22 protein-coding genes are annotated in these 20,112 nt (G+C 31.5%); 7 read left to right on the top strand and 15 right to left on the bottom strand.

Annotated features, from left to right (window positions below; all coding sequences use genetic code 11):
- Window positions 1-6: 6 nt before the first annotated feature.
- Window positions 7-666 carry a glutathione S-transferase gene (locus HA148_RS03265; protein ID WP_209130165.1) on the top strand — a complete coding sequence of 220 codons (660 nt, stop codon included), beginning with the start codon at window positions 7-9 and terminating at the stop codon, window positions 664-666.
- Here HA148_RS03265 and HA148_RS03260 read toward each other — a convergent pair.
- From HA148_RS03260 to HA148_RS03250, 3 genes are all read right to left on the bottom strand, one after another.
- On the bottom strand, window positions 663-920 hold the full coding sequence (locus tag HA148_RS03260; protein WP_209130163.1) for a hypothetical protein: 258 nt from the start codon (window positions 918-920) through the stop codon (window positions 663-665). The two genes, HA148_RS03265 and HA148_RS03260, sit on opposite strands and share 4 nt — an antisense overlap.
- 36 nt (window positions 921-956) lie before the next feature.
- Entirely contained in the window at window positions 957-2,345 is a 1,389-nt protein-coding gene (locus HA148_RS03255; RefSeq protein WP_209130161.1) for a sodium:solute symporter, read from the bottom strand.
- A gap of 93 nt (window positions 2,346-2,438) precedes the next feature.
- Entirely contained in the window at window positions 2,439-3,497 is a 1,059-nt protein-coding gene (locus HA148_RS03250; RefSeq protein WP_011818131.1) for a chlorophyll a/b binding light-harvesting protein, read from the bottom strand.
- A 330-nt stretch (window positions 3,498-3,827) separates the two neighbouring features.
- On the opposite strand from HA148_RS03250, the gene HA148_RS03245 reads away from it, so the two are divergent.
- Window positions 3,828-4,004, top strand: coding sequence for a hypothetical protein (locus HA148_RS03245; RefSeq protein ID WP_167315821.1), 177 nt, complete (start codon window positions 3,828-3,830; stop codon window positions 4,002-4,004).
- A gap of 45 nt (window positions 4,005-4,049) precedes the next feature.
- Here the strand turns inward: HA148_RS03245 and HA148_RS03240 are convergent, their stop codons facing one another.
- The 4 genes from HA148_RS03240 to hisS all read right to left on the bottom strand — a co-directional run bounded on the left by HA148_RS03240 (window position 4,050) and on the right by hisS (window position 6,292).
- The gene (locus HA148_RS03240; protein WP_209130159.1) at window positions 4,050-4,283 is read right to left on the bottom strand and encodes a hypothetical protein; all 234 of its coding nucleotides are present in this window, start codon (window positions 4,281-4,283) and stop codon (window positions 4,050-4,052) included.
- Between the two features lie 136 nt (window positions 4,284-4,419).
- Complete coding sequence (locus HA148_RS03235; RefSeq protein ID WP_209130157.1) at window positions 4,420-4,719, bottom strand: TIGR02450 family Trp-rich protein; 300 nt, start codon at window positions 4,717-4,719, stop codon at window positions 4,420-4,422.
- A gap of 2 nt (window positions 4,720-4,721) precedes the next feature.
- Entirely contained in the window at window positions 4,722-4,871 is a 150-nt protein-coding gene (locus HA148_RS09565; protein WP_245151987.1) for a hypothetical protein, read from the bottom strand.
- Between the two features lie 140 nt (window positions 4,872-5,011).
- Window positions 5,012-6,292, bottom strand: coding sequence for a histidine--tRNA ligase (gene hisS, locus HA148_RS03225; protein WP_209130153.1), 1,281 nt, complete (start codon window positions 6,290-6,292; stop codon window positions 5,012-5,014).
- 98 nt (window positions 6,293-6,390) lie between these two features.
- Here hisS and HA148_RS03220 point away from each other — a divergent pair, with 98 nt between their 5' ends.
- Window positions 6,391-6,813, top strand: a complete 423-nt coding sequence (locus HA148_RS03220) for a hypothetical protein (RefSeq protein WP_209130151.1) — start codon at window positions 6,391-6,393, stop codon at window positions 6,811-6,813.
- A gap of 30 nt (window positions 6,814-6,843) precedes the next feature.
- Here HA148_RS03220 and HA148_RS03215 read toward each other — a convergent pair whose 3' ends face one another.
- Complete coding sequence (locus HA148_RS03215; RefSeq protein WP_209130149.1) at window positions 6,844-7,623, bottom strand: 3'-5' exonuclease; 780 nt, start codon at window positions 7,621-7,623, stop codon at window positions 6,844-6,846.
- Window positions 7,624-7,740: 117 nt separating this feature from the next.
- On the opposite strand from HA148_RS03215, the gene HA148_RS03210 reads away from it, so the two are divergent.
- Window positions 7,741-8,463 (top strand): DUF1350 family protein, encoded by a 723-nt coding sequence (locus tag HA148_RS03210; protein ID WP_209130147.1) that lies wholly within the window; start codon window positions 7,741-7,743, stop codon window positions 8,461-8,463.
- Here the strand turns inward: HA148_RS03210 and acs are convergent.
- The 6 genes from acs to HA148_RS03180 all read right to left on the bottom strand — a co-directional run bounded on the left by acs (window position 8,460) and on the right by HA148_RS03180 (window position 14,998).
- A complete protein-coding gene (gene acs, locus HA148_RS03205; RefSeq protein ID WP_209130145.1) occupies window positions 8,460-10,442 on the bottom strand; it encodes an acetate--CoA ligase in 1,983 nt (660 codons plus the stop codon). The two genes, HA148_RS03210 and acs, sit on opposite strands and share 4 nt — an antisense overlap.
- A 94-nt stretch (window positions 10,443-10,536) precedes the next feature.
- Window positions 10,537-11,508, bottom strand: a complete 972-nt coding sequence (sds, locus tag HA148_RS03200) for a solanesyl diphosphate synthase (protein ID WP_209130143.1) — start codon at window positions 11,506-11,508, stop codon at window positions 10,537-10,539.
- 27 nt (window positions 11,509-11,535) lie between these two features.
- A complete protein-coding gene (gene murI / locus HA148_RS03195; protein ID WP_209130141.1) occupies window positions 11,536-12,330 on the bottom strand; it encodes a glutamate racemase in 795 nt (264 codons plus the stop codon).
- On the bottom strand, window positions 12,327-13,412 hold the full coding sequence (locus HA148_RS03190) for an N-acetylmuramoyl-L-alanine amidase (RefSeq protein WP_209130139.1): 1,086 nt from the start codon (window positions 13,410-13,412) through the stop codon (window positions 12,327-12,329). The genes murI and HA148_RS03190 overlap by 4 nt, the downstream gene beginning before the upstream one ends.
- Window positions 13,412-14,239: a carbon-nitrogen hydrolase family protein gene (locus HA148_RS03185; RefSeq protein WP_209130137.1), complete on the bottom strand. Its 828-nt coding sequence runs from the start codon at window positions 14,237-14,239 to the stop codon at window positions 13,412-13,414. The genes HA148_RS03190 and HA148_RS03185 overlap by 1 nt, the downstream gene beginning before the upstream one ends.
- A gap of 30 nt (window positions 14,240-14,269) precedes the next feature.
- A complete protein-coding gene (locus tag HA148_RS03180; RefSeq protein WP_209130244.1) occupies window positions 14,270-14,998 on the bottom strand; it encodes a 2-phosphosulfolactate phosphatase family protein in 729 nt (242 codons plus the stop codon).
- A 125-nt stretch (window positions 14,999-15,123) separates the two neighbouring features.
- On the opposite strand from HA148_RS03180, the gene aroA reads away from it, so the two are divergent.
- Genes aroA through glmU form a run of 3 tightly spaced genes read left to right on the top strand, consistent with a single transcriptional unit; the run spans window position 15,124 to window position 18,733 of the window.
- Window positions 15,124-16,440 (top strand): 3-phosphoshikimate 1-carboxyvinyltransferase, encoded by a 1,317-nt coding sequence (gene aroA, locus HA148_RS03175; RefSeq protein ID WP_209130135.1) that lies wholly within the window; start codon window positions 15,124-15,126, stop codon window positions 16,438-16,440.
- 12 nt (window positions 16,441-16,452) lie between these two features.
- Window positions 16,453-17,358: a tRNA (5-methylaminomethyl-2-thiouridine)(34)-methyltransferase MnmD gene (locus HA148_RS03170; protein ID WP_209130133.1), complete on the top strand. Its 906-nt coding sequence runs from the start codon at window positions 16,453-16,455 to the stop codon at window positions 17,356-17,358.
- Between the two features lie 25 nt (window positions 17,359-17,383).
- Window positions 17,384-18,733, top strand: coding sequence for a bifunctional UDP-N-acetylglucosamine diphosphorylase/glucosamine-1-phosphate N-acetyltransferase GlmU (gene glmU, locus HA148_RS03165; RefSeq protein ID WP_209130131.1), 1,350 nt, complete (start codon window positions 17,384-17,386; stop codon window positions 18,731-18,733).
- Window position 18,734: 1 nt separating this feature from the next.
- Here glmU and HA148_RS03160 read toward each other — a convergent pair whose 3' ends face one another.
- Entirely contained in the window at window positions 18,735-20,108 is a 1,374-nt protein-coding gene (locus HA148_RS03160; protein ID WP_209130129.1) for a UDP-N-acetylmuramoyl-tripeptide--D-alanyl-D-alanine ligase, read from the bottom strand.
- Window positions 20,109-20,112 lie beyond the last annotated feature (4 nt).

Below are 20,112 nucleotides of genomic sequence, written 5' to 3'. Positions count from 1 at the left end.
TACAATATGAAAAACGATATTTTATATTCTTTTCGAAGATGTCCATATGCAATTCGTGCTAGATGGGCCCTGTTAATTTGCGAAATAAAAGTAGAGATAAGAGAAATTGATTTAAAAAATAAACCTCTAGATTTTTTAAATAATTCAAAGACGAAAACGGTTCCAATTCTTATAAAAAAAAATAGTGAAGTTATTGAAGAAAGTCTTGAAATCATACTTTGGGCCCTCTCAGAGTCGAAAAAGGAAAACATCAAATTAATTTATTTTCCTGAGAACAAAAAGGAAGATATTTTTGAAATAATTAACGAAAACGATAACGTTTTTAAATATCATTTAGATCGATTTAAATATGCCACAAGATATAAAGATAGCGATGAAGAATTTCATTTCACAAATGCTATTAAATTTATAAAGAGATGGAACGATTTACTTGCAGAAAACAAATATTTTTTTGGAGATAGCCCCACAATCGCTGATTGGTCTATTTGGCCTTTTGTAAGACAATTTAGAATCGCTTGTGAAAGTCAAAAAAGGATAAATTATTTTGAACCCTCGATAAAAAACTGGTTAGATTCATTTGAGAAAAATACAGAATTTAAATCCTTAATGTATAAATACGAATTATGGGAACCAAATTATAGAAAGAATTATTTTCCTTTTAATTAACTTTCTAACAACTTCCTTCTTTCAATTATTCTTGCTAACTCCAAAAAATATCCTGCTGTCCTAAATTTTCCAATATTTTTTTCCTTAAAATCAAGATCGCTTCTAATTTCTGCAGTCTCTGCCATTAGCAAATCTAAATCATTTGATCCAAGACTATACAATTCTCCTAGTTCGATTTCCCTTCCGAGTAAATGACTCCTAAACCACTTTCCTTTATTTTCTTGAGGTGGAATATCGTAGGGAGTAAATGACATTAAAATAAAATTTAGGCTGATACTATTCTAGGGTTCTTATTGAAACTTTCTCATCTCAATTTTATTAAAAATCAATGCAATAAAAAGAATTGCGAATGTAATTAGGGCACAAATTTCTGTCCAATAATCTAACCCAATTTTAGAAATCATTAATGGTGCAAGAACTGTAAATAGTCCCCCAGAAAGAATTAACTGAGCGAAAAGCTGTTTTGACGTAAAAATTGGTAAAGTCTTAGAAATATTTTTAGGATCTGCAAGCCTTAAAAGAAGTAACCCAGAAGCAACTACACCTGTAGAATTCCCAAACTCTATCAAGCTTTTTTCAAACCAATAATCATCAAAAATAAAGTATGCGAAATAAGCAATACAGATTAAATTCCAAAATAAACCGAAAATAGTAAACACTAAAATAAGTATCCAATTATCAAAAACAACTGCGATATCTAAACTCGCCATAGCTGTAAAAATCAACAAATCTGTGGATAAAATACCAATCTCCCTTTGTAGAATATTTGAAATAAATTCTGTATTTTTGGTTTTCTCTAAAATATATCTTATAAGGAGCGAACCTATAAGGATAAAAGGGAATACTGGTAGTGAAAAAATAATTTCCTTCGAAAAATCTCCCAAAGAACTTGAAATATACCTTAAAAATTTAAGTAGCAAAATACCAAAAGAAATTGCCAAACCAGAAAAGCCAATATTTATTATAAAAATTCTTAAGTCTGCAAAAATTCCTGTCTTATTTTTTCCCTTTAGAGTATCTTTTTGTTCAAGAATTTCCTCAGTATCTGAAAGACCTAAAGTTCTTCCAAGGAAGATGAATATACTACCCAATATTGAAGAGGATAAAAGACCCATTGTTGCCATAGCCAAACCAAGATCTAAACCATTTGGGAAACCTAGTTTATTAAAACTTTCACCGATTATTGATGCAGCTCCATGACCGCCCTCAAAACCTACCTCTATTAAACAACCCATTAGAGGATTTGCGTCCATAGATGGAGGCAGAAAATATTTAACAACAAGGCCACCGACAAAAAATTGTCCGAAACCTAGTGAAAGAGCTAATAGAAATTGATTAAAAATCGGTTTAACTAAACCATTTATATTCGGTATAGGTCTTCCCATCATTAAAGTTGCGAAGACTAATGATAAAAGAGGAGTAGGAAAATTACTCCAAACATTTATTGTTTCTTTTGGTAAAAAGTGTATCGCACCAAATGGGCCTATAGATATACCTAAAATTCCTGATATGACTGCTATCGGCAATCCAAATCTCTCGAGTTGAACAGCTAGTTTAAATTTCCTTCCAAAAATCAACAAAAAAAATATAATTAACAATCCAAAAAAACTTATCAATAGAGAATTTGAAAAAATATCTTTATTCTGTATCGAAAAAATATTCAATGATTTCAAAAACATATAATTCTAAATCTAAATTAATAAACAAAATTTTTCAAATAAAAAAGGCTCCGATAAGAGGAGCCTTTTGATATTGGTAAGAAATTTTGAAAATTAATCTTTAAGAGTAACTGTAGCACTATCAATATTACTGATAGCATTTGTAACTCTCTTGAAATCAAAGCCTAGTGCTCTTAAAGCGTGCCATAGATGACCTTGAATAAAGAAGAATCCAAAATAGTAATGAACATTAGCTAACCATGCCCTTGAAGTGTACTCACCATCAGGAAGATCAACAGTATCTACCCAATAAGGAGAAATACTAAACTTCAATTCAAGTGGTTCACCAAAGAATTCAGTTGGATAAACTGTTGTGTTAGCTGCACTCCAGAAGGCTGCAATAATAGCCATCCAGCCTATTCCAGCTAGTGACCATGAGAGGACAGCTTCTGCAGAGAGAAGTCCTTTACCTTTAAATTTGGTATATTCACCAACTTGCTTAGTAGCAATATGCCAAGCACCACCAGTGATCTCAACGAAAGCAAGAAAAGCATGGCCTCCCATTACTTCTTCAAGGCTATCAATAGTCAAAAAGTCTGTTTGGTGATTCCAAATTTTGGCCAAATTTAATTCATACTCAACCTGTCTAACAGAACCAATAGCTGGATCATAAATTCCATGCACCCTTGCCCATTCAACAAAAGCGATAACTGCGAAACCAAGAATAATTAAATGGTGACCAAGAATAAATGTCAATTTGTCTGGATTATCCCATTCAATATTGAATTTTCTAGCTCTTGCTACATCAGAATCTTCTAGATTTCCAGGAAGAAGTAAAGAGTGTAAAAGTCCTCCGGCTGCTAAAACCATAGAAGAAACTAAGTGAACTATTGCTATCGCTAGAACAGGTTTAGTATCTCCCATAGCAACACCATTAGCATCAAACCCTATTCCAAGAGTTGCTAAGTGAGGAAGAACGATTAGAGGTTGATGACCCATTGGGACACTTGGGTCAAATCGTGAAAGTTCAAAAAGGGTGAATGCACCCGCCCAGAAAACAATTAATCCTGCATGAGCTACATGAGCAGCAATGAATTTTCCTGAGCGATTTGCTACACCTGAATTACCAGCCCACCATCCATAGGTAGTATCTGGATTTCCATAGGTTTGCATTTAGGAATTGATTAGCTTAAACGTTTTGAGAATACTTTATATTTCACCAAAGAGTTGAATTCATAACAAAATTGTAAAGGTTAGTAATCCTAACTATTACTAAACAAAAATTTTTCGTAGGGCAAGACAAGAGTAAAGAAGGTAGATTTAATGAAGAAAAATTATTCTCAGAGATATAAGTTCTATCAAATAAACCAGTATTTTTAAATTCAAATAAGTTAAATAAATTTCATTTTGCTGACATTAAACGATGTTTTGTTTCATTACACCGTGGAGGTTATTGCCTCATTTTCAAACAATTATTAAATATGGAATAAGACATCTAATATTATGACTACTTCTCAAGAGTCTTCTAGAAAATTTTCACTAGAAATGAAATCTGAAGTTCATTACAAAAAGGCTGCAAAATCTTACAGAAAATCGAAACAATATATAAATATGATTAATTTATATCCAACTTTGCAAAACACTCTTATTGAGTGTAAGGATGAGAATCTAATCGAATAAATATTTTATATATTTTTCAAAATTAATCAGGATAATATGTCATTCTTAGGCTGCAATATTATAGTTTTCTTCAGAATAAAATTTATTAATTATTTCTCTGCACATTTTTATATTGTATAGCGCTTTGGGTTTCCAAGGTTTTTTCTGACCAAGTGGAGAGCTTTTCCAATGAATCCCAGGCTTGAGTATTCCATTTTCACGCAAAGAAGAAAGTTTAATTTCAGTTATTCCCAGTTTTTCCGAGGTCAACTCAGATGAGCTCCACATATCCCCTAACATTGAATTAAGTAAATATTATTAATCCTTGATAACGTTAATTTTATTTTTTTGAAAGGGGTAAAACTTTTAAATAATTATTAAGTCACAAAAAACCTAGTATTTACAAAGAAAAGAGATTTGAAAGATTTATATCAAATTAAGAAATATTAAATAAAGAATCTTCATTAATGAATATCTCATCGATACCATTTCCTTTATTGATGGATTTATAGTTAACGTATTCTTCTGTAATCGATTGATGCTTTGCAAGATTGATCCAACCCTTCCACCAATTTCCACTATTTATTAATTCTTCATAAGTAGTTTTTAAGTTAATTTCAGAATCAAGGACAGAAACCATTAAATAACTAATATTTCCTTTTTCTTTAGTCTCATTTACTAAAACAAAATGTCTTAATCCTTTTATGGTTTTAATAGAAGTCCAGTAATTTTCCATAATTATTTTTTCTTAATGTTCCCCTCAGAATTTTTTCTAGATATTTTCTTATATTCATTCCTAATTTCGTCTAATAAAAGTTTTCTTTTATCCATGTAGTTAAGAGAATCTTGTTTTGTTAAGTTATATCTTTCTTTTTTAGGTAAATTCATCCAATTATTAAGATTCTTTTTATTGAAAGTTGTTATTTTTTTAGAATTAAAAACTTTTTGTTTTCTATTTAATTTAAGAAAATTCCTTAAATTAAAAAGAATAAATATAAAAAGAAAAATTATAACTATCTTCAAGAACATCACTTTTCAAGTAAGTTATTGTTTATCCAATTTTCTAATTTAATGTCATTCTCAAAAGATATAACCTCTTCTTCATTCCCATTACCTGATTGATCAAAGAGCCTAATAATATATTCCCCATTAACTGCCTCATCATCACCAATAACAATAATACTTTTAGATTTAAGTTTATTTGCCTTTTTAAATTGCTTAGAGAATGAGGCTCCGCTTAAATCTAACTCAACTAACAAATCGTAATTTCTTAATTTTCTAGATAAATCCATTGCTAATGATTCAGCAATTAAGCCTTGATTAATGATATAGATATCAGTATTTCTTGGGATTTCAAGCTCTTTTCCTGCGAGTAAAATTAATCTTTCTAAACCAATAGCGAAACCAATTGCAGGAGTTTTTGGCCCTCCCATTTGTTTTATTAAATCGTCATATCTCCCTCCTCCGCAAACTGTAGCTTGGGAGCCCAGAGCTCCACTAGTAATTTCAAAAGCTGTATGAGTGTAGTAATCTAAACCTCTTACAAGATTAAAATTTTCCACATAAGGTATTTTTAAAACCTCTAATTGTCTTTTTAAGTCTAAATATCTGTTATGACTTTTTTCAGATAAAAAATTAAATAATCTTGGTGCATTTTCAAGAACTTTTTTAGTTTGAATATTCTTTGAATCCAAAATCCTCAAAGGGTTTTTAGAAATTCTATTCTGAGAATCTAAATCTAGAGAATCTTTATTTGTTTCTAACCATTTTAAAAAAGATTTTTGAAAATTTGATCTGTCATTAGTATCACCTAACGTATTTATTTCAAGATTGAGTTCTTTTATTCCTAATTTACCTAAGATATCCCAAGCTAAAGCAATAATTTCAATATCACTTCTAACTGAATCATGTCCTATAAACTCAACACCTAATTGATGAAACTGTCTTTGCCTGCCTGCTTGAGGTCTTTCGTAACGAAACATAGGACCCATGTACCAAAGTTTTTGAAGAGGATTAGACGATATTCCATTTTGTATTAACGCTCGTGCGACTGAGGCTGTTCCTTCAGGTCTTAGAGTGCAAGATCTCTCCCCCCTATCAAGAAATGTATACATTTCCTTACTGACAACATCTGTTCCCTCACCAATTCCTCTTATAAATAGTTCGGTCATTTCCAATATTGGTGTTCTTATTTCTTTAATGGATGCTCTAGAAAGCTGTTCTAATAAAATTTTTTCAACGTTTTGCCACTTTATTAATTGATCAGGAAATAGGTCTACTGTTCCTCTTAGGTTTTTTAAGTTATTCAAAGTTCTAAAAAATAATTCAAAATTTTTAATTCATCTAGAAATTAATCTTTGATTGGTTATTTTGTGAGACAATTTTAATTTAACATTTAGAAAAACTATTGGGAATTAATAAAAGTAAAGAGAATCAACATTGCGGCACAAAACCAAAAAAAATTGCTTTTGGAATAGCACCTCTTGGTATAGTTTCAATAGGAATAGTGCCAATGGGAGTAATAAGTATAGGGGTAGTCCCAATGGGTGTATTTTCTTTTGGTGCAGTCGCAATGGGAATAGTCAATTTATCAGTAGTCGGGATGGGAATTTTCTCTGCCGGTGTTACTACTATGGGGATATGGGAGTATTCACCTAATTCTCATAAAGATTATCATAATCATTCCAAACAAATTTCAAATTCAAATAAGGAAAATTTGATGTCAGATCTATTTAACACTAAAGAAGAGGCTGAAAAGGCTGCTTCAAATTACGGATGTATTGGAGCACATAAAATGGGTAATAAATGGATGCCTTGTAAGATGCACTAAATATTTTCTTAGTCAAAAATTAAATAAATATTAATTCAAAATCTCAACTCTAAAATCAAGATTTTTTGCCTCATCAGTAGTTAATTTTCTTGACCAAGCTCCTTGCACAGGACTATTCCATCTAAACCCAGCATTTTTAGCTAAAGATCTATCTTCGTAACCAATAAGCGCCTTGTATAAAAATCTTGGTTCGGTAGCTTTAAGTAAAAGTTCATCTAAATTATCGCATTTTTTGAAGACCTCAGATAAGTAAAAGCAATCAGATAAAGCTCTATGTAAATTCCATACTGGTATTGAAAAAGATAAAGCTAGATCAGTTACGGATGGTCTATTTTTTAGTGATTTTTGAAAAGACCAATTAATATCCTCCAAACTGCATATCCATTTTTTATTAATTTTAGGTAATCTTCCATTCCCAAACCATTTCTTATCAAACTCTACATTATGCGCGACAATGAAATCCGAACAATCAACTAGTTTCAGAAAGAAATTCAATCCATCTTCCCATGGTTGAGAGATATTAGTTGCTTCAGCAGATATACCATTAACATATTCAGCTTCATTATTATTAACTGGTAATAAAAATGAAACTTGCGAAAGCACGCACTTAAAAGATACATCAAACAAAATACAACCTATCTCTATCACTTCATCTTTATTTTCGTCTAAACCTGTTGTTTCAGTATCAAGAATTAAAATTTTTTCAATTTTTTTATTTTGATTTGCAAAACTTTCTTCAGAGGGATAACTTACAATTTGATCCTGAAGAATATCCAATTGATTTAATTCTTTTTTGTTAGATAGTTCCAATTAGCTCAAAACACTTTCATTTATCTTGACGCATTTAATAAAAATTTCTCTTAAATTAATATAAATTAAGAAACAAGATTAGAAAATAATTTTTGAAACATTCTTATTTCATGAAATATGACTTTTACAAAATATCAATTTAACAATTTTTGTTATTGGCCTTCAAATCCTAAAAAAATTGTGGAATTTATTGGTGGAAGTTATCTAGCTTCTAAACCAGATTTTACTTATAGAAGATTCATAGAGAGTTTAATCAATAAAAACTATGCAGTACATGCATATAAATACACTCCACAATTTGATCATCAACAACTTGCTATTAAAGCATGGAGAGATTTCAAGAATTGTCGAATATCTTTGTCTAAGAGAATAGGAGTATCAATTCCTTCAATAAGAATTGGTCATAGCCTAGGCTGCAAACTTCATCTAATTTCCCCTGATGGTGGAAGAAATTGCGAAAAATTTATATCAATTAGTTTTAATAACTTCAGTGCTAACAAATCAATTCCATTATTGAAAAAAATTTCTCAAAAATTAGATTTCAATAGCGAATTCAGCCCAAGCCCTGAAAGAACTCTTCGAATAATTGAAAAGACTTATAATCAAAAAAATAACTTTTTAATTAAATTCAATTCAGACGAATTAGATCAAACAGATAAATTATTTTCTTGCCTGAAAGCAAGAAAAGAAGATAATTCTAAGGGTGTAATGTTAAAAGGTACACACACTATAATTGCAAGCGCAGGACTAAGAGAAAATTATTTGGGAGATTGGGCCGATGATGAATTCAAAAGAATTACAATAAAAAAAATTTCCAATTTAATTGATGAATCTGATTAGGATAATTCTTTCAGCTTTTCCAAAACAGAGCTATCTTCAAGCGTGCTTATGTCACCATTAATTTTTTCTCCAGCAGCCAAAGATCTTAAAATTCGCCTCATAATTTTTCCACTACGTGTTTTCGGAAGAGAATCAGAAATTATAATTTTTTCAGGCTTTGCAATAATTCCAATTTCATTAACAACATGTTTCTTTAAATTCTCTACTAATTCTGAAGAGCTGTTCACGTCTTTCTCAAGAGATACAAAAGCAACTATAACTTCACCTTTTAAATCATCTTTTTTGCCAACGACTGCAGACTCTGCAACTAATTTATGACTTACCAAAGCAGATTCTATTTCCATTGTTCCTAACCGATGTCCTGAAACACTTATGACATCATCAACTCTTCCCATAATCCATATATATCCATCTTCATCAATGCGTGCTCCATCTCCAGCAAAATAAACATATTTTTCTCCTTTAAAGGAAATATATTCCCAATAACTCTCCAAATATCTCTCTGAGTTTCCGTGAATTGTTCTCATCATTCCTGGCCATGGTTTCTTAATAATTAAGTAGCCACCCTCGTTCTCCTTAACCTTATCTCCATTCTTATCGACGATTTCAACTTCAATTCCTGGCAGAGGGACAGTAGCTGAACCTGGCTTTGTAGGAACAACTCCAGGCAAGGGACTTATCATCACGCCACCAGTCTCAGTTTGCCACCAAGTATCAACAATAGGGCATTTATTTTTACCAATAACCTCCCTGTACCACATCCATGCCTCAGGATTAATTGGTTCTCCAACTGTACCCAATAGTCTTAGACTTTCTAAATTGTATTTATCGGGGATCTCACGTCCAGACTTCATAAATGCTCTTATTGCTGTTGGAGCAGTATAAAAAATTGAAACCTTGTATTTTTGAATAATTTCCCAAAAAGCCCCCAGATTAGAGGGTCTTGGAACTCCTTCAAACATCAAAGTTGTAGCGCCATTAGATAAGGGCCCATAAACTATATAACTATGGCCAGTAATCCAACCAACATCAGCAGTGCACCAGTAGATATCGTCATCTTTTAAATCAAAAATCCATTTAAACGTCAAATGGGACCAAAGATTATAACCACCTGTAGTGTGAACTACGCCTTTGGGCTTTCCAGTAGAGCCCGAAGTATAAAGAATAAAAAGTCTATCTTCGCTACTCATTATTTCTGGTTCACAATGATTTTTTTGATCTTTTAATAATTCGTGCCACCATAGATCTCTATGATCAACCATCGAAATATTTTTTTTGGTTCGTTGAACAACAACTACTTTTTCAACAACTTTATCTGCCCCACCTTCAATTGCCGCATCAACTGCTTTCTTAAGTTCAATCACTTTATCTTTTCTAAAGCCACCATCAGCAGTAATAACAAATCTGGTATTTCCATCGATTAATCTATCTTTTAGAGCTTCTGAAGAAAATCCTCCAAAAACAACTGAATGAGGAGCACCAATTCTCGCACAAGCTAACATTGCAAACATCGCTTCAGGAATCATTGGCAAATAAATACATACCAAATCGCCTTTTTTTACTCCTATTGCTTTTAATGCATTAGCTGCCTTACATACCTCTTTTAGAAGTTCTTCATAAGTATATTTTTTGCTATCTCCTGGTTCACCTTCCCATATAAGGGCAGTCTTTCTTCCAAGCCCTCTTTTAATGTGTCTATCTAAGCAGTTATATGTAATATTGAGTTTTCCTTCTTTAAACCATTTAAAAAAAGGTGCATTATTGCTATCTAATACAGTTTGAAATGGCTCAAACCAATCTAATTCAGATTTTCCAAAAGATTCCCAAAATTGAATAGGATTTTCTGATGCTTGTTTTTTTAGACTTAATAATTCTTCTTGAGAACTTATATTTGAGTTTTCTGCAAATACTTCTGATGGAGGGAAAATCCTACTTTCTTCAAGTATGTTATTGATTGAATTTTTTTTATCTAATGACATTAAATAAATCTATGCTAAATAAACTTAGTCGAAAAATTTATATTTTTCAAAAATTTTAATATTAATTTAGTTGAAATAATTTATTTGAATGATTCTAATAAATTCGGCTTAGAACAAATTCTGGAAGAGCCATTAAAGCCCTTTTATATTCCGATTCAGGGAGCCAAGCTAGAGCTTCTTTGGAAAGCATTGCGAAATCCTCAGCAAGTTTTCTGGAACTTTCGATAGCTTTAGAATTCATAATAATACTTAGGGCGTCATCTAAATCATTTTTTTCGGCAAGTTCTCTGTTTATAAGAACAGACAATTTCTTATTTTCTTCTAAGGCATATAAAACTGGCGCAGTAAGATAACCACTTGCAAGATCGCTTACAGCAGGTTTTCCGAGTTGTTTATCATTTCCAGTAAAGTCAAGTATGTCATCTACAACTTGAAAGGCTAAGCCAATATTTTTGCCAAAATCGTACAAAGAGGTTAAGTTTTCATCATTAAGACCGCTTAAAACTCCAGCTGCTTTAGAGCTATTTGCAATTAATGATGCAGTTTTACAATAGCTTTTATTAATGTATTTTGAAAACGATTGAGCAGAGTCGAATCTATTTAGATTTTGTTTAATTTCACCTTCAGCTAAATCCATAATTACCCTACTAAGTAATTTAACTACATTTACATTATCAAGATTTGCAAGATGCCAACTTGCTTGAGCAAATAAGAAATCACCCGCCAAAACAGCTACTCTCGTATTAAATCTGCTATGAACTGTATCTACGCCTCTTCTTGTAGAAGCCTCATCAACAACATCATCATGAACTAATGATGCTGTATGAATCATTTCAGTAATCTCAGCAAGCCTTTTATGTTTACTAGTTAGATTAAACTCAGGAGATATTGCTTTTGAAATTAATAAGACAATACCTGGTCTAAGTCTTTTTCCCCCCGCACTAAAAAGATGTTCTGCAGCTGCTTGAAGAATTGGATGACCAGCTCCAATTAATTTTTTCAGTTCAAGAATTAGATCATCAAGATCATTTTCAACTGGTTGTAGTAGTTCTGTTACTGTGTTCATGATTGACCTCAACTATATATTAAGAAATCAAACATTGCTTCGGAGGTTAACTAACCTAATTTCTTTATTAATTTCAAACCAAAATTTTACTTTTTTGAAAAATACATCTTTTTCTGAAGTAACAAAGAATTCTACATTTTCATAAGAAAGACTCTCATAACAGGCAGTTTTTGGAATAGCAAAAGATTTATTAAATTTTTTTATTAATGCTACCGATGGATCAATAATTTTTATATTTGAATCTAATTTTTTTCTTAAAAAGTCAATAATTAAAGGGTAGTGACTACATCCAAGTATTAATTCTTCAATATTTTTGTTTAAAAGTGGTCTTAAGTATAAATCTGAAAGATAATTTAACTTATCAAGATTTAATTTTTCTTTTTCAATTTCTGGTACAAATTCTGGACATTCTTGCTGAAAAATTTTCGTATTCTCTTTTTTAGAATTTATGGCATTTTTATAATATGATGATCGAACTGTTGTTTGTGTTGCTAGGACTCCAATTATTTGTTTATCAACTATTTCTGATACTGAGTTTATAAGATCAAAACAAGGTACATTTAAATTACCTTCCAGGATATCAAGTGCACATGCATTTGTAGTGTTACAAGCTACAAATAGTGCATCCAAATTCTTATCTTCAAAAAAATTGCAAATCTCTTTTGCAATTAATCTTATCTCTTTAAAATTTTTGCTGCCAAAAGGTATTCTTTTCGTATCTGCCAAATAAAAAACTTCTACATCTTTACGTGTTTTTAGTAAAGAATTAAGGATAGTAAAACCACCTATACCACTGTCAAATATACCTATTTTAAGCTTCACCCTATTTTATAAAGATATTCAAGAATGCCTTTTGTAATCGCATAAGCTAATCTTTTACGGTGCGTTATTTTTTCTAATCTTCTTGCATCTAATCTCCCCGTTAAAAATCCAATTTCAACAAGAACTGCAGGCATCCTAGTATTTTTAATTACATAAAATCTACCTTGTTTAACACCTCGATCAGGACTCCCAGGAGAAACTCTTAGAATTTCTTTTTGAATTTTTTTAGCGAGTGACCTACCTCTCCAACCTCTATAATAAAATGTTTCCAAACCATTAATATCCCTTCTTTTCCCTCTTGATGCATTTGCATGAATACTCACAAAGATATCTGCATCCATCTTGTTAGCAAAGGAAACTCTTGGAGGCAAATCCAAATCAACTTCATTCTTTCTGGTTAATCTTACTTTGACACCTTTCTCAGACAGTAAATTTTTTACTATTTTGGAAACCTCAAGTACAACATCTGTTTCCCTAATACCACCAATACCTATTGCTCCTGGATCAGGACCTCCGTGCCCTGGGTCAATAACAACAGAATATTTATTTTGTTTTACATCTGGTAATTTCAAGTAATGATAATCACTTTTCTTCTCATGAATTGATTTTTGATTCTCTTTAATTTTTCCTATTCTCTTAACAACTTGACCTTCACTAATCTTCTTAAAAGTATATTTTGGTTTAAATAGTTTAATTCTCCACCTATTTTTATCTAAGCCAACCAATCTCCAAGTCAAAGGTTTCAAATAAGTTCCTTTCTTAAATTCAATTACTAGTCTTGTTTTACCCTTATTTGGTTTACCTAATCTAATTTCTTTTATTGGGCCATTACCTTTTATTGTTCTGGGATTTTTTAATTCTCCTGGAAAATCCACCCAGAATCTATCGCCATTTATTTGGTTAGCCTTCTGAAAGTATGCTTTTAAATTTGTATTTGATTTAGTTCTTAATTCTAAAACCCCATTAGTGTTTATAGCCCATGCCGCAAGAGCACTTGAAGATTTAACTGGGAGGATTAAAGAATTTAAAAATAAAAAAACTGATAAATAACGAAAAAGTTTATTATCTAAAAACTTTATCATTAGTTTGAAAACAATTTGTTTTTTCTATGTTTAAGGCTTGGCATTTGCTCCCTGATTTTCTTTACTCTTTCTTTATCAGCAGGTGCTATTGCAGCTCCCTGAGTTTTTCCTGCATCAGATAAAACTGTACCCCATGGATCAATTACCATTGCATGGCCATGACTTTGTCTCCTCCCATAATGAATCCCAGTTTGAGCTGGAGCAACTACGTATGCTGTATTCTCAATTGCTCTTGCTTGTAATAGGATTTGCCAATGATCTTTTCCAGTAAATGCTGTAAAAGCTGCAGGAATCATAATTAGCTCTGCACCATTCGAAGACAAATATCTATATAGTTCAGGAAATCTAACGTCGTAACAAATCGATAATCCTACTTTGCATAAACCCGGGACATCTATAACGGGTGGATACTCCTCCCCAGATAAAATAGTGGTTGATTCCTTATATAAATTTCCATCTGGCAAATCAACATCAAATAAGTGAATCTTGTCGTATTTTGCCAAAATCTGTCCGTCCTTCCCAAAAAGTGCCGACCTATTAAAAGTATGACTGTCATCACCTGCAGGAACGGGGTAACCTCCTCCAAGAAGAAATACTTGATATCTTTGTGACATGGTTTTTAGAAAATTTGCACACTTCTCTGACAATTCAGAAGCTAATCTCAGTTTTTCATCATCTCCTCCTAAAAAAGCAAAATTTTCAGGCAATCCTATTAACTCAGCACCTCTTCTAGCAGCTAATTCAATCTGTTCTTCTGCTTCAATAAAATTTGCATCAACATTTGAAGTACTCGTAATTTGCAATGCAGCTACCAAAAAATCAGTCAAGACTTTACTCCTAATGAACCAATTCGTAAATCATGAGGCACGAATTACACCTCTTTCAACTTGAGCTGGAACAATATCTAAGCAATCAAGTTCAGAGCAACATTTAAAATCATCCTCATAATCTCCAAGACTTGTCAATCTTTTGCCATGGGTTGCTGTTTTTAGACATTTCAAAATATCATTTTTCCAAAAATTCCAAAGTGCCAAAGCAGCGTATAATTCGTCATTCAGAATGTTAATTTCGAAATCACAGTTCTGTTTAAGGTATGAGGCCAAAGCACCAGCAGCTAAAGAATCCTCAAGAGAATAAGAGCCTTCCCAACCACTTCCAAGTATTAAAACATTTTCACTTTTTAATGAAATGATTTTTTCGGCAACTGCTTTCCTATTTGGGAGACCCATAGCAAATAAATGCTTAGCATTTTGAACTTTTTGCAATGATTTCGTCCCATTAGTCGTGCTCATAAATAGTCTTTTACCATTAACAACTTTATTTGTGACTGATAAAGGAGAATTTCCCAAATCAAAGCCCTCAATTTTCTTTCCGCCTCTCTCTCCAAGCATCAGTCTCTTTTCAGCTTGCCACTTTATTGCAGATTCTTTTAGTAAATCTAAATCAGCAAAAACTTGTATTGAATCAGCTCCATTCTTTAAAGCCCAAGAAATTGTGGTTGTAGCTCTTAGAACATCAATGACCACAGCAATGTCTGGACTTATTTCTGGAACCTCTCTTGCAACGTGATAATAAGTAAGATTAATAATCAGATCCTTTTTTTTTTATTATAGAAAACAGTTACTTAATTTGATTATTTTTTTTTTAAAAACAAACTTATTGATAATATATAAATAATTTGTTTTTACAGAAATCTTATCAAGTATTAAATTTGAAAATGAATAATATCCGCACAATAAAAGGTGGAGTTAATTTAAAAGGAAAAGTAAAAGTACCTGGAGATAAATCTATTTCTCATAGAGCTTTAATAATAGGAAGTATTGCTAAGGGTGAGACGACTATTGAGGGTTTTTTACATTCTGAAGATCCACTTTCAACTGCTGATTGTCTTAGAAAATTAGGTGTAGATATACCAGAAATAAAAAAAAATGAGCCTTTTACGATTTCAGGATTGGGTCTTGATGGATTAAAAGAGCCCAATGAAATTCTAAATTGTGGGAATTCGGGAACCACCATGAGATTATTAATGGGGTTACTTGCTGGTCAAGAAGGGAAAAATTTTATCTTAACAGGTGACATTTCTCTTAATGAAAGGCCAATGGGGAGAGTGGGTAAACCATTATCTTTAATGGGTGGCAAAATTTTTGGTAGAGAGAAAGGAAACAAAGCTCCAATCTCAATTGATGGGAATAAACTAAAAGGATGTGTGATTGGAACTCCAGTAGCGAGCGCTCAGGTAAAATCCGCAATCTTATTGGCAGGACTAAAAGCTTCTGGAACCACTTCAGTTATTGAACCAGCATCTTCAAGAGATCATACTGAAAGAATGTTAAAAGCATTTGGAGCAGACATCAGTATCAGAGGAGAATTAGGAAGGAATGTAGTTATCAAGTCAGGGGGTAACTTAATTGGCCAGAGAATATTGATTCCTGGAGACATAAGCTCTGCTTCTTTTTGGATGATTGCTGCATCTATTGTTCCAAATTCAGAGGTTTTAATTCAGAATGTAGGACTAAATCCTACTAGAACAGGGATTTTAAATGTAATGAATTCAATGGGGTGCAATTATGAGATTTTAGATAAATCGACTATTGCAGGTGAACCTATTGGATCTATAAAAGTAAAGACTTCAAATAATTTAAGATCATTCACTATTGAAGGAGATATTCTCCCAAAACTTATAGATGAAATTCCTATCCTTACTGTGGCTGCCTGTTTTTGTAACGGAGTTTCTGAAATTAAGGATGCACAAGAATTAAGAGTTAAGGAGACAGATCGATTAAAAGTCATGGCACGACAGTTACAAAAATTCGGTGCTGAAATAATAGAAAAAGAGGATGGCTTAATTATTAATGGGCAATCAAAATTTCATTCTGCGGAGGTAGACAGTGAGACAGATCATCGAGTAGCAATGAGTCTTGCTATTGCTTCACTTCTTGCCATAGGTACCTCAAAAATCATGAGGGCTGATGCAGCTAGCGTCTCGTATCCCACTTTTTGGGAAGAGCTTGCCAAACTAACTAACTAGCCTTAAAAGTTTTTGTCAGAATTAATAGAAGTTTTAACTAAAGATGGAAGTTACTCTTTAAGAAGTGTCTTTTTTCAAGAGAACTTCCATAGTTTATTGGGCGCATTGGAGGAAACAAAGTTAAAGTTTACATCTACTTCTCATTTGGAAAGATTTAAGGGTAAATCTCTAAATGTTTTGGATATATGTTTTGGCTTAGGATACAATTCCGCTTCTTTATTAGATGAATTAATCAAACAAAAATCGTATTTGAACTTGTATGCATTGGAGATTGATAAAAAGCCTCTTGAATATTCCCTTAGGAATGAAGCTTTCCTTAAATTATGGGCTCCAAAAGTCAAAACAATATTTGAATCAATGTATCGAAAAGATTACTTTGAGGATCAATTTTTTAAATGCAGTGTTTTGTGGGGGGATGCTAGAGAAAAAATCAACATTATTCCTTCATCTATTAAATTCGATCTGATTTATTTAGATGGTTTTTCTCCTCAAAAATGCCCACAATTATGGACAATTGAATTTTTATCAAAAGTAATAGAAAAACTTAATTCTCAGGGTTATTTAATAACTTATTCTTCTTCAGCGGCAGTAAGAAAAACTTTAAGAAATCTTGGATTAGAAATTTTTAGTATTAAGCCAAGTTTTAAAAACAGAACTTTTTGGAGTCAGGGAACTGTCGCAATATCAAAATTTGATAAGAATAAATTTAAACCTAATTTCAATTTTGAAAAGTTAACCTTAATGGAGGAGGAACATCTCTTAACTAAAGCTAGTGTTCCTTATAGAGATCTAGATTTAAACTCAAGCAAAGACGATATAATTAAGAGAAGATTAGATGAGCAATTATTCTCAAATCTATTATCCACAAATAAATGGAGAAAGAAGTGGGGAATGACGAATTTATCCGTTAAGAGTTAAATTTAAATAAGGATTTCAAATAAACATGTTAAGTGTTGCGATATTAGCGGCAGGCAAAGGTACTAGGATGGAAAGCTCATTGCCAAAAGTTTTACATAAAATTTCTGGCAAAAGTCTTTTACAAAGAGTAATTGATTCATGTGTCGAATTAAAACCTGATCAAATTTTCGTAATTACAGGGCACAAATCAAAAGAAGTACAAAAGTCAATCCCAAAAGATAAAAAAATCCATTTTGTTATTCAAGAACCTCAATCAGGAACCGGTCATGCTATCCAGGTACTTTGTAGAGAAGTAAAAAAAAATGAAGGAAAACTTTTGGTACTTAACGGGGATGTGCCACTCATTAAGACTAGTACCCTAAAAAGACTTTTATATTTACACGATTCAAAAAATGCTGATGCTTCTTTAATTACTACAAAGAAAACAAATCCTCATGGATATGGCAGAGTTTTTTTGAATGGGGATTTTATAGAGAGAATTATTGAAGAAAAAGATTGTAATGATCTAGAAAGAGAAAATCAATTAATTAATGCAGGTGTTTACTGTTTTAACTGGAGTAACTTGTCAGAAATAATTAATACCTTACAAAGCAATAATAATCAAAAAGAAATTTACTTAACAGATACAATTTCTTTGCTAAAAAATTCCTTAAGCCTCGAGGTAGAGGATAATGGAGAGCTTCAAGGAATTAATAACAGAATTCAACTATCAGAGTGCGAAGAAAGTATTCAGAATTTAATTAAAGAAAAGCATATGCTTAATGGTGTAACTTTTATAAATAAAGCAAGTTGTTCAATTAGTGAAGAAGCTGAAATTGGTAAGGATGTAATTATAGAGGCTAATACACATATAAGAGGAAATACCAAAATTAATAGTCATTGCATTATCGGACCAAATACTTTTATTGAGAATTCTAATGTGGGATTAAATTGTGAAATTTCAAACTCTACTGTTTATTCCTCTCAGATAATGGATCATATAAAAATTGGCCCTTATAGTCATATAAGACCTAATTCAAATATTTCTTCCTTTAGCAAAATAGGTAATTTTGTTGAAATCAAAAATAGTCAATTACAGGAAGAATCTAAAGTAAACCATTTAAGTTATATTGGCGATTCTATTATTGGAAGATCTACAAATATTGGAGCAGGCACTATTACTGCAAATTTTGATGGTCAGAAAAAACATCAAACAAAAATCGGGAAGAATTCCAGTATTGGCGCAAATACAGTATTTGTAGCCCCTATTAATCTCGGGGAATCAGTTACAACTGGAGCTGGTTCAGTGATCACAAAAGACTCCAAAGATAATTCATTAGCAATCTCAAGAACTAAGCAAGTAAATATAGAAAATTGGGAAAGAAAGAAATCCTGATCTAATTGATTAATTCAATAATTTTTTCAAGTTGCCAACATCTGCTTCCTTTTATAAGAATAGAATCACCTTCTTTTGTGGATTTATTTATCTCTTTAGGTACATCTTTAATATTATTTAAAACTATAAATTTTTTCTTATCTTTTAGATATTTAGTGTAAATTCTTTCATTTTTTTTATCGCAAATAAATAAACACTTTTCTATGTCTGAATTATTTATTAAGTTGAATATTTCTTTATGATATTTTTCAGATTCTTCGCCCAATTCTTGCATACTTCCAAATATGAAAAATTTATTTCTCGGTTTTTCAATCAGGTTTTTAATACATGCTTTTACTGACTCTGGAGAAGCATTATATGATTCATCATATATTGTCGTTTTTACTGATTTAAGAATTTTATTCCTTCCACCTAAAATTGCAAAATCAAATTTATTAAAACTTGCAAAATCTATGCCTATCTCTTTGGCAACTGCATAAGCAAACAAAAAATTAGAAGCATTGTGAAATCCCTCAAGTGAAATTTCAAAGATATTTTCTTCAATTAAAATTGTTTTATTCGAAGGATTATAAAATCCTCGCAAATTATCATCTTTCTTGAAACTCTCGTTTTGATTTTCTATATTTAATAGTTTTACTTTTATAACTCTACCTTTCCAAAATTCTTTTAAAGTTTTTTCTAGGAAAAGATCATTTGCTGGAATTATTACAACTCCTTCGGGATTTAAGAACTTACTAATTTCACACTTTGCATAAGTAATATTTTTTTTTGAACCTAACAATCCAATATGAGCTGTGCCAATGTTAGTAATAACTGCAATATCGGGTTCACTATATCTAGATAAATTCTCGATCTGTCCAAGACCTCTCATCCCCATCTCAAGAACTAAAGCTTTATCTTCTATATCTGTAGCAAGAATAGTAAGGCCAACTCCAATCTCATTATTAAAATTTGCATGAGATAATTTAATTCTTCCAAGTTTATTTAAAACTCCACCAATCATTTCTTTTGTTGTTGTTTTACCCACTGAACCAGTTATTGCGACAACAGGGATATTTAATTTTTTTCTTTTTAGCAATGCTAATTTTTGAAATGCTTCTAATGTGTCATTTACAACCCAATAAGGAAAATTACTAGGAAGTAAGCTCTGCATCCCTTTTTTAATTACTACTGATTTAACTCCTTTATCTAAAACATCTGGAAGAAAACTATGTCCGTCAAAATTTTTACCTTTTATAGCTATAAAAAGATCATTTTTTAATAAAGTTCTACTATCAATACTTATATTTTTAAAATAAAAAAGATCTCTTTTCCCTACACTAAGATTTTTAATATCCCCCAAAACATTGCTTAATTCTGATAAAGAGAATTCCATTAAA

This window comes from Prochlorococcus marinus XMU1405, assembly GCF_017696275.1.
In the GTDB taxonomy this organism is placed as follows: Bacteria; Cyanobacteriota; Cyanobacteriia; order PCC-6307; family Cyanobiaceae; genus Prochlorococcus_A; species Prochlorococcus_A marinus_AB.
This window is presented reverse-complemented; position numbering and strand designations above follow the sequence as displayed.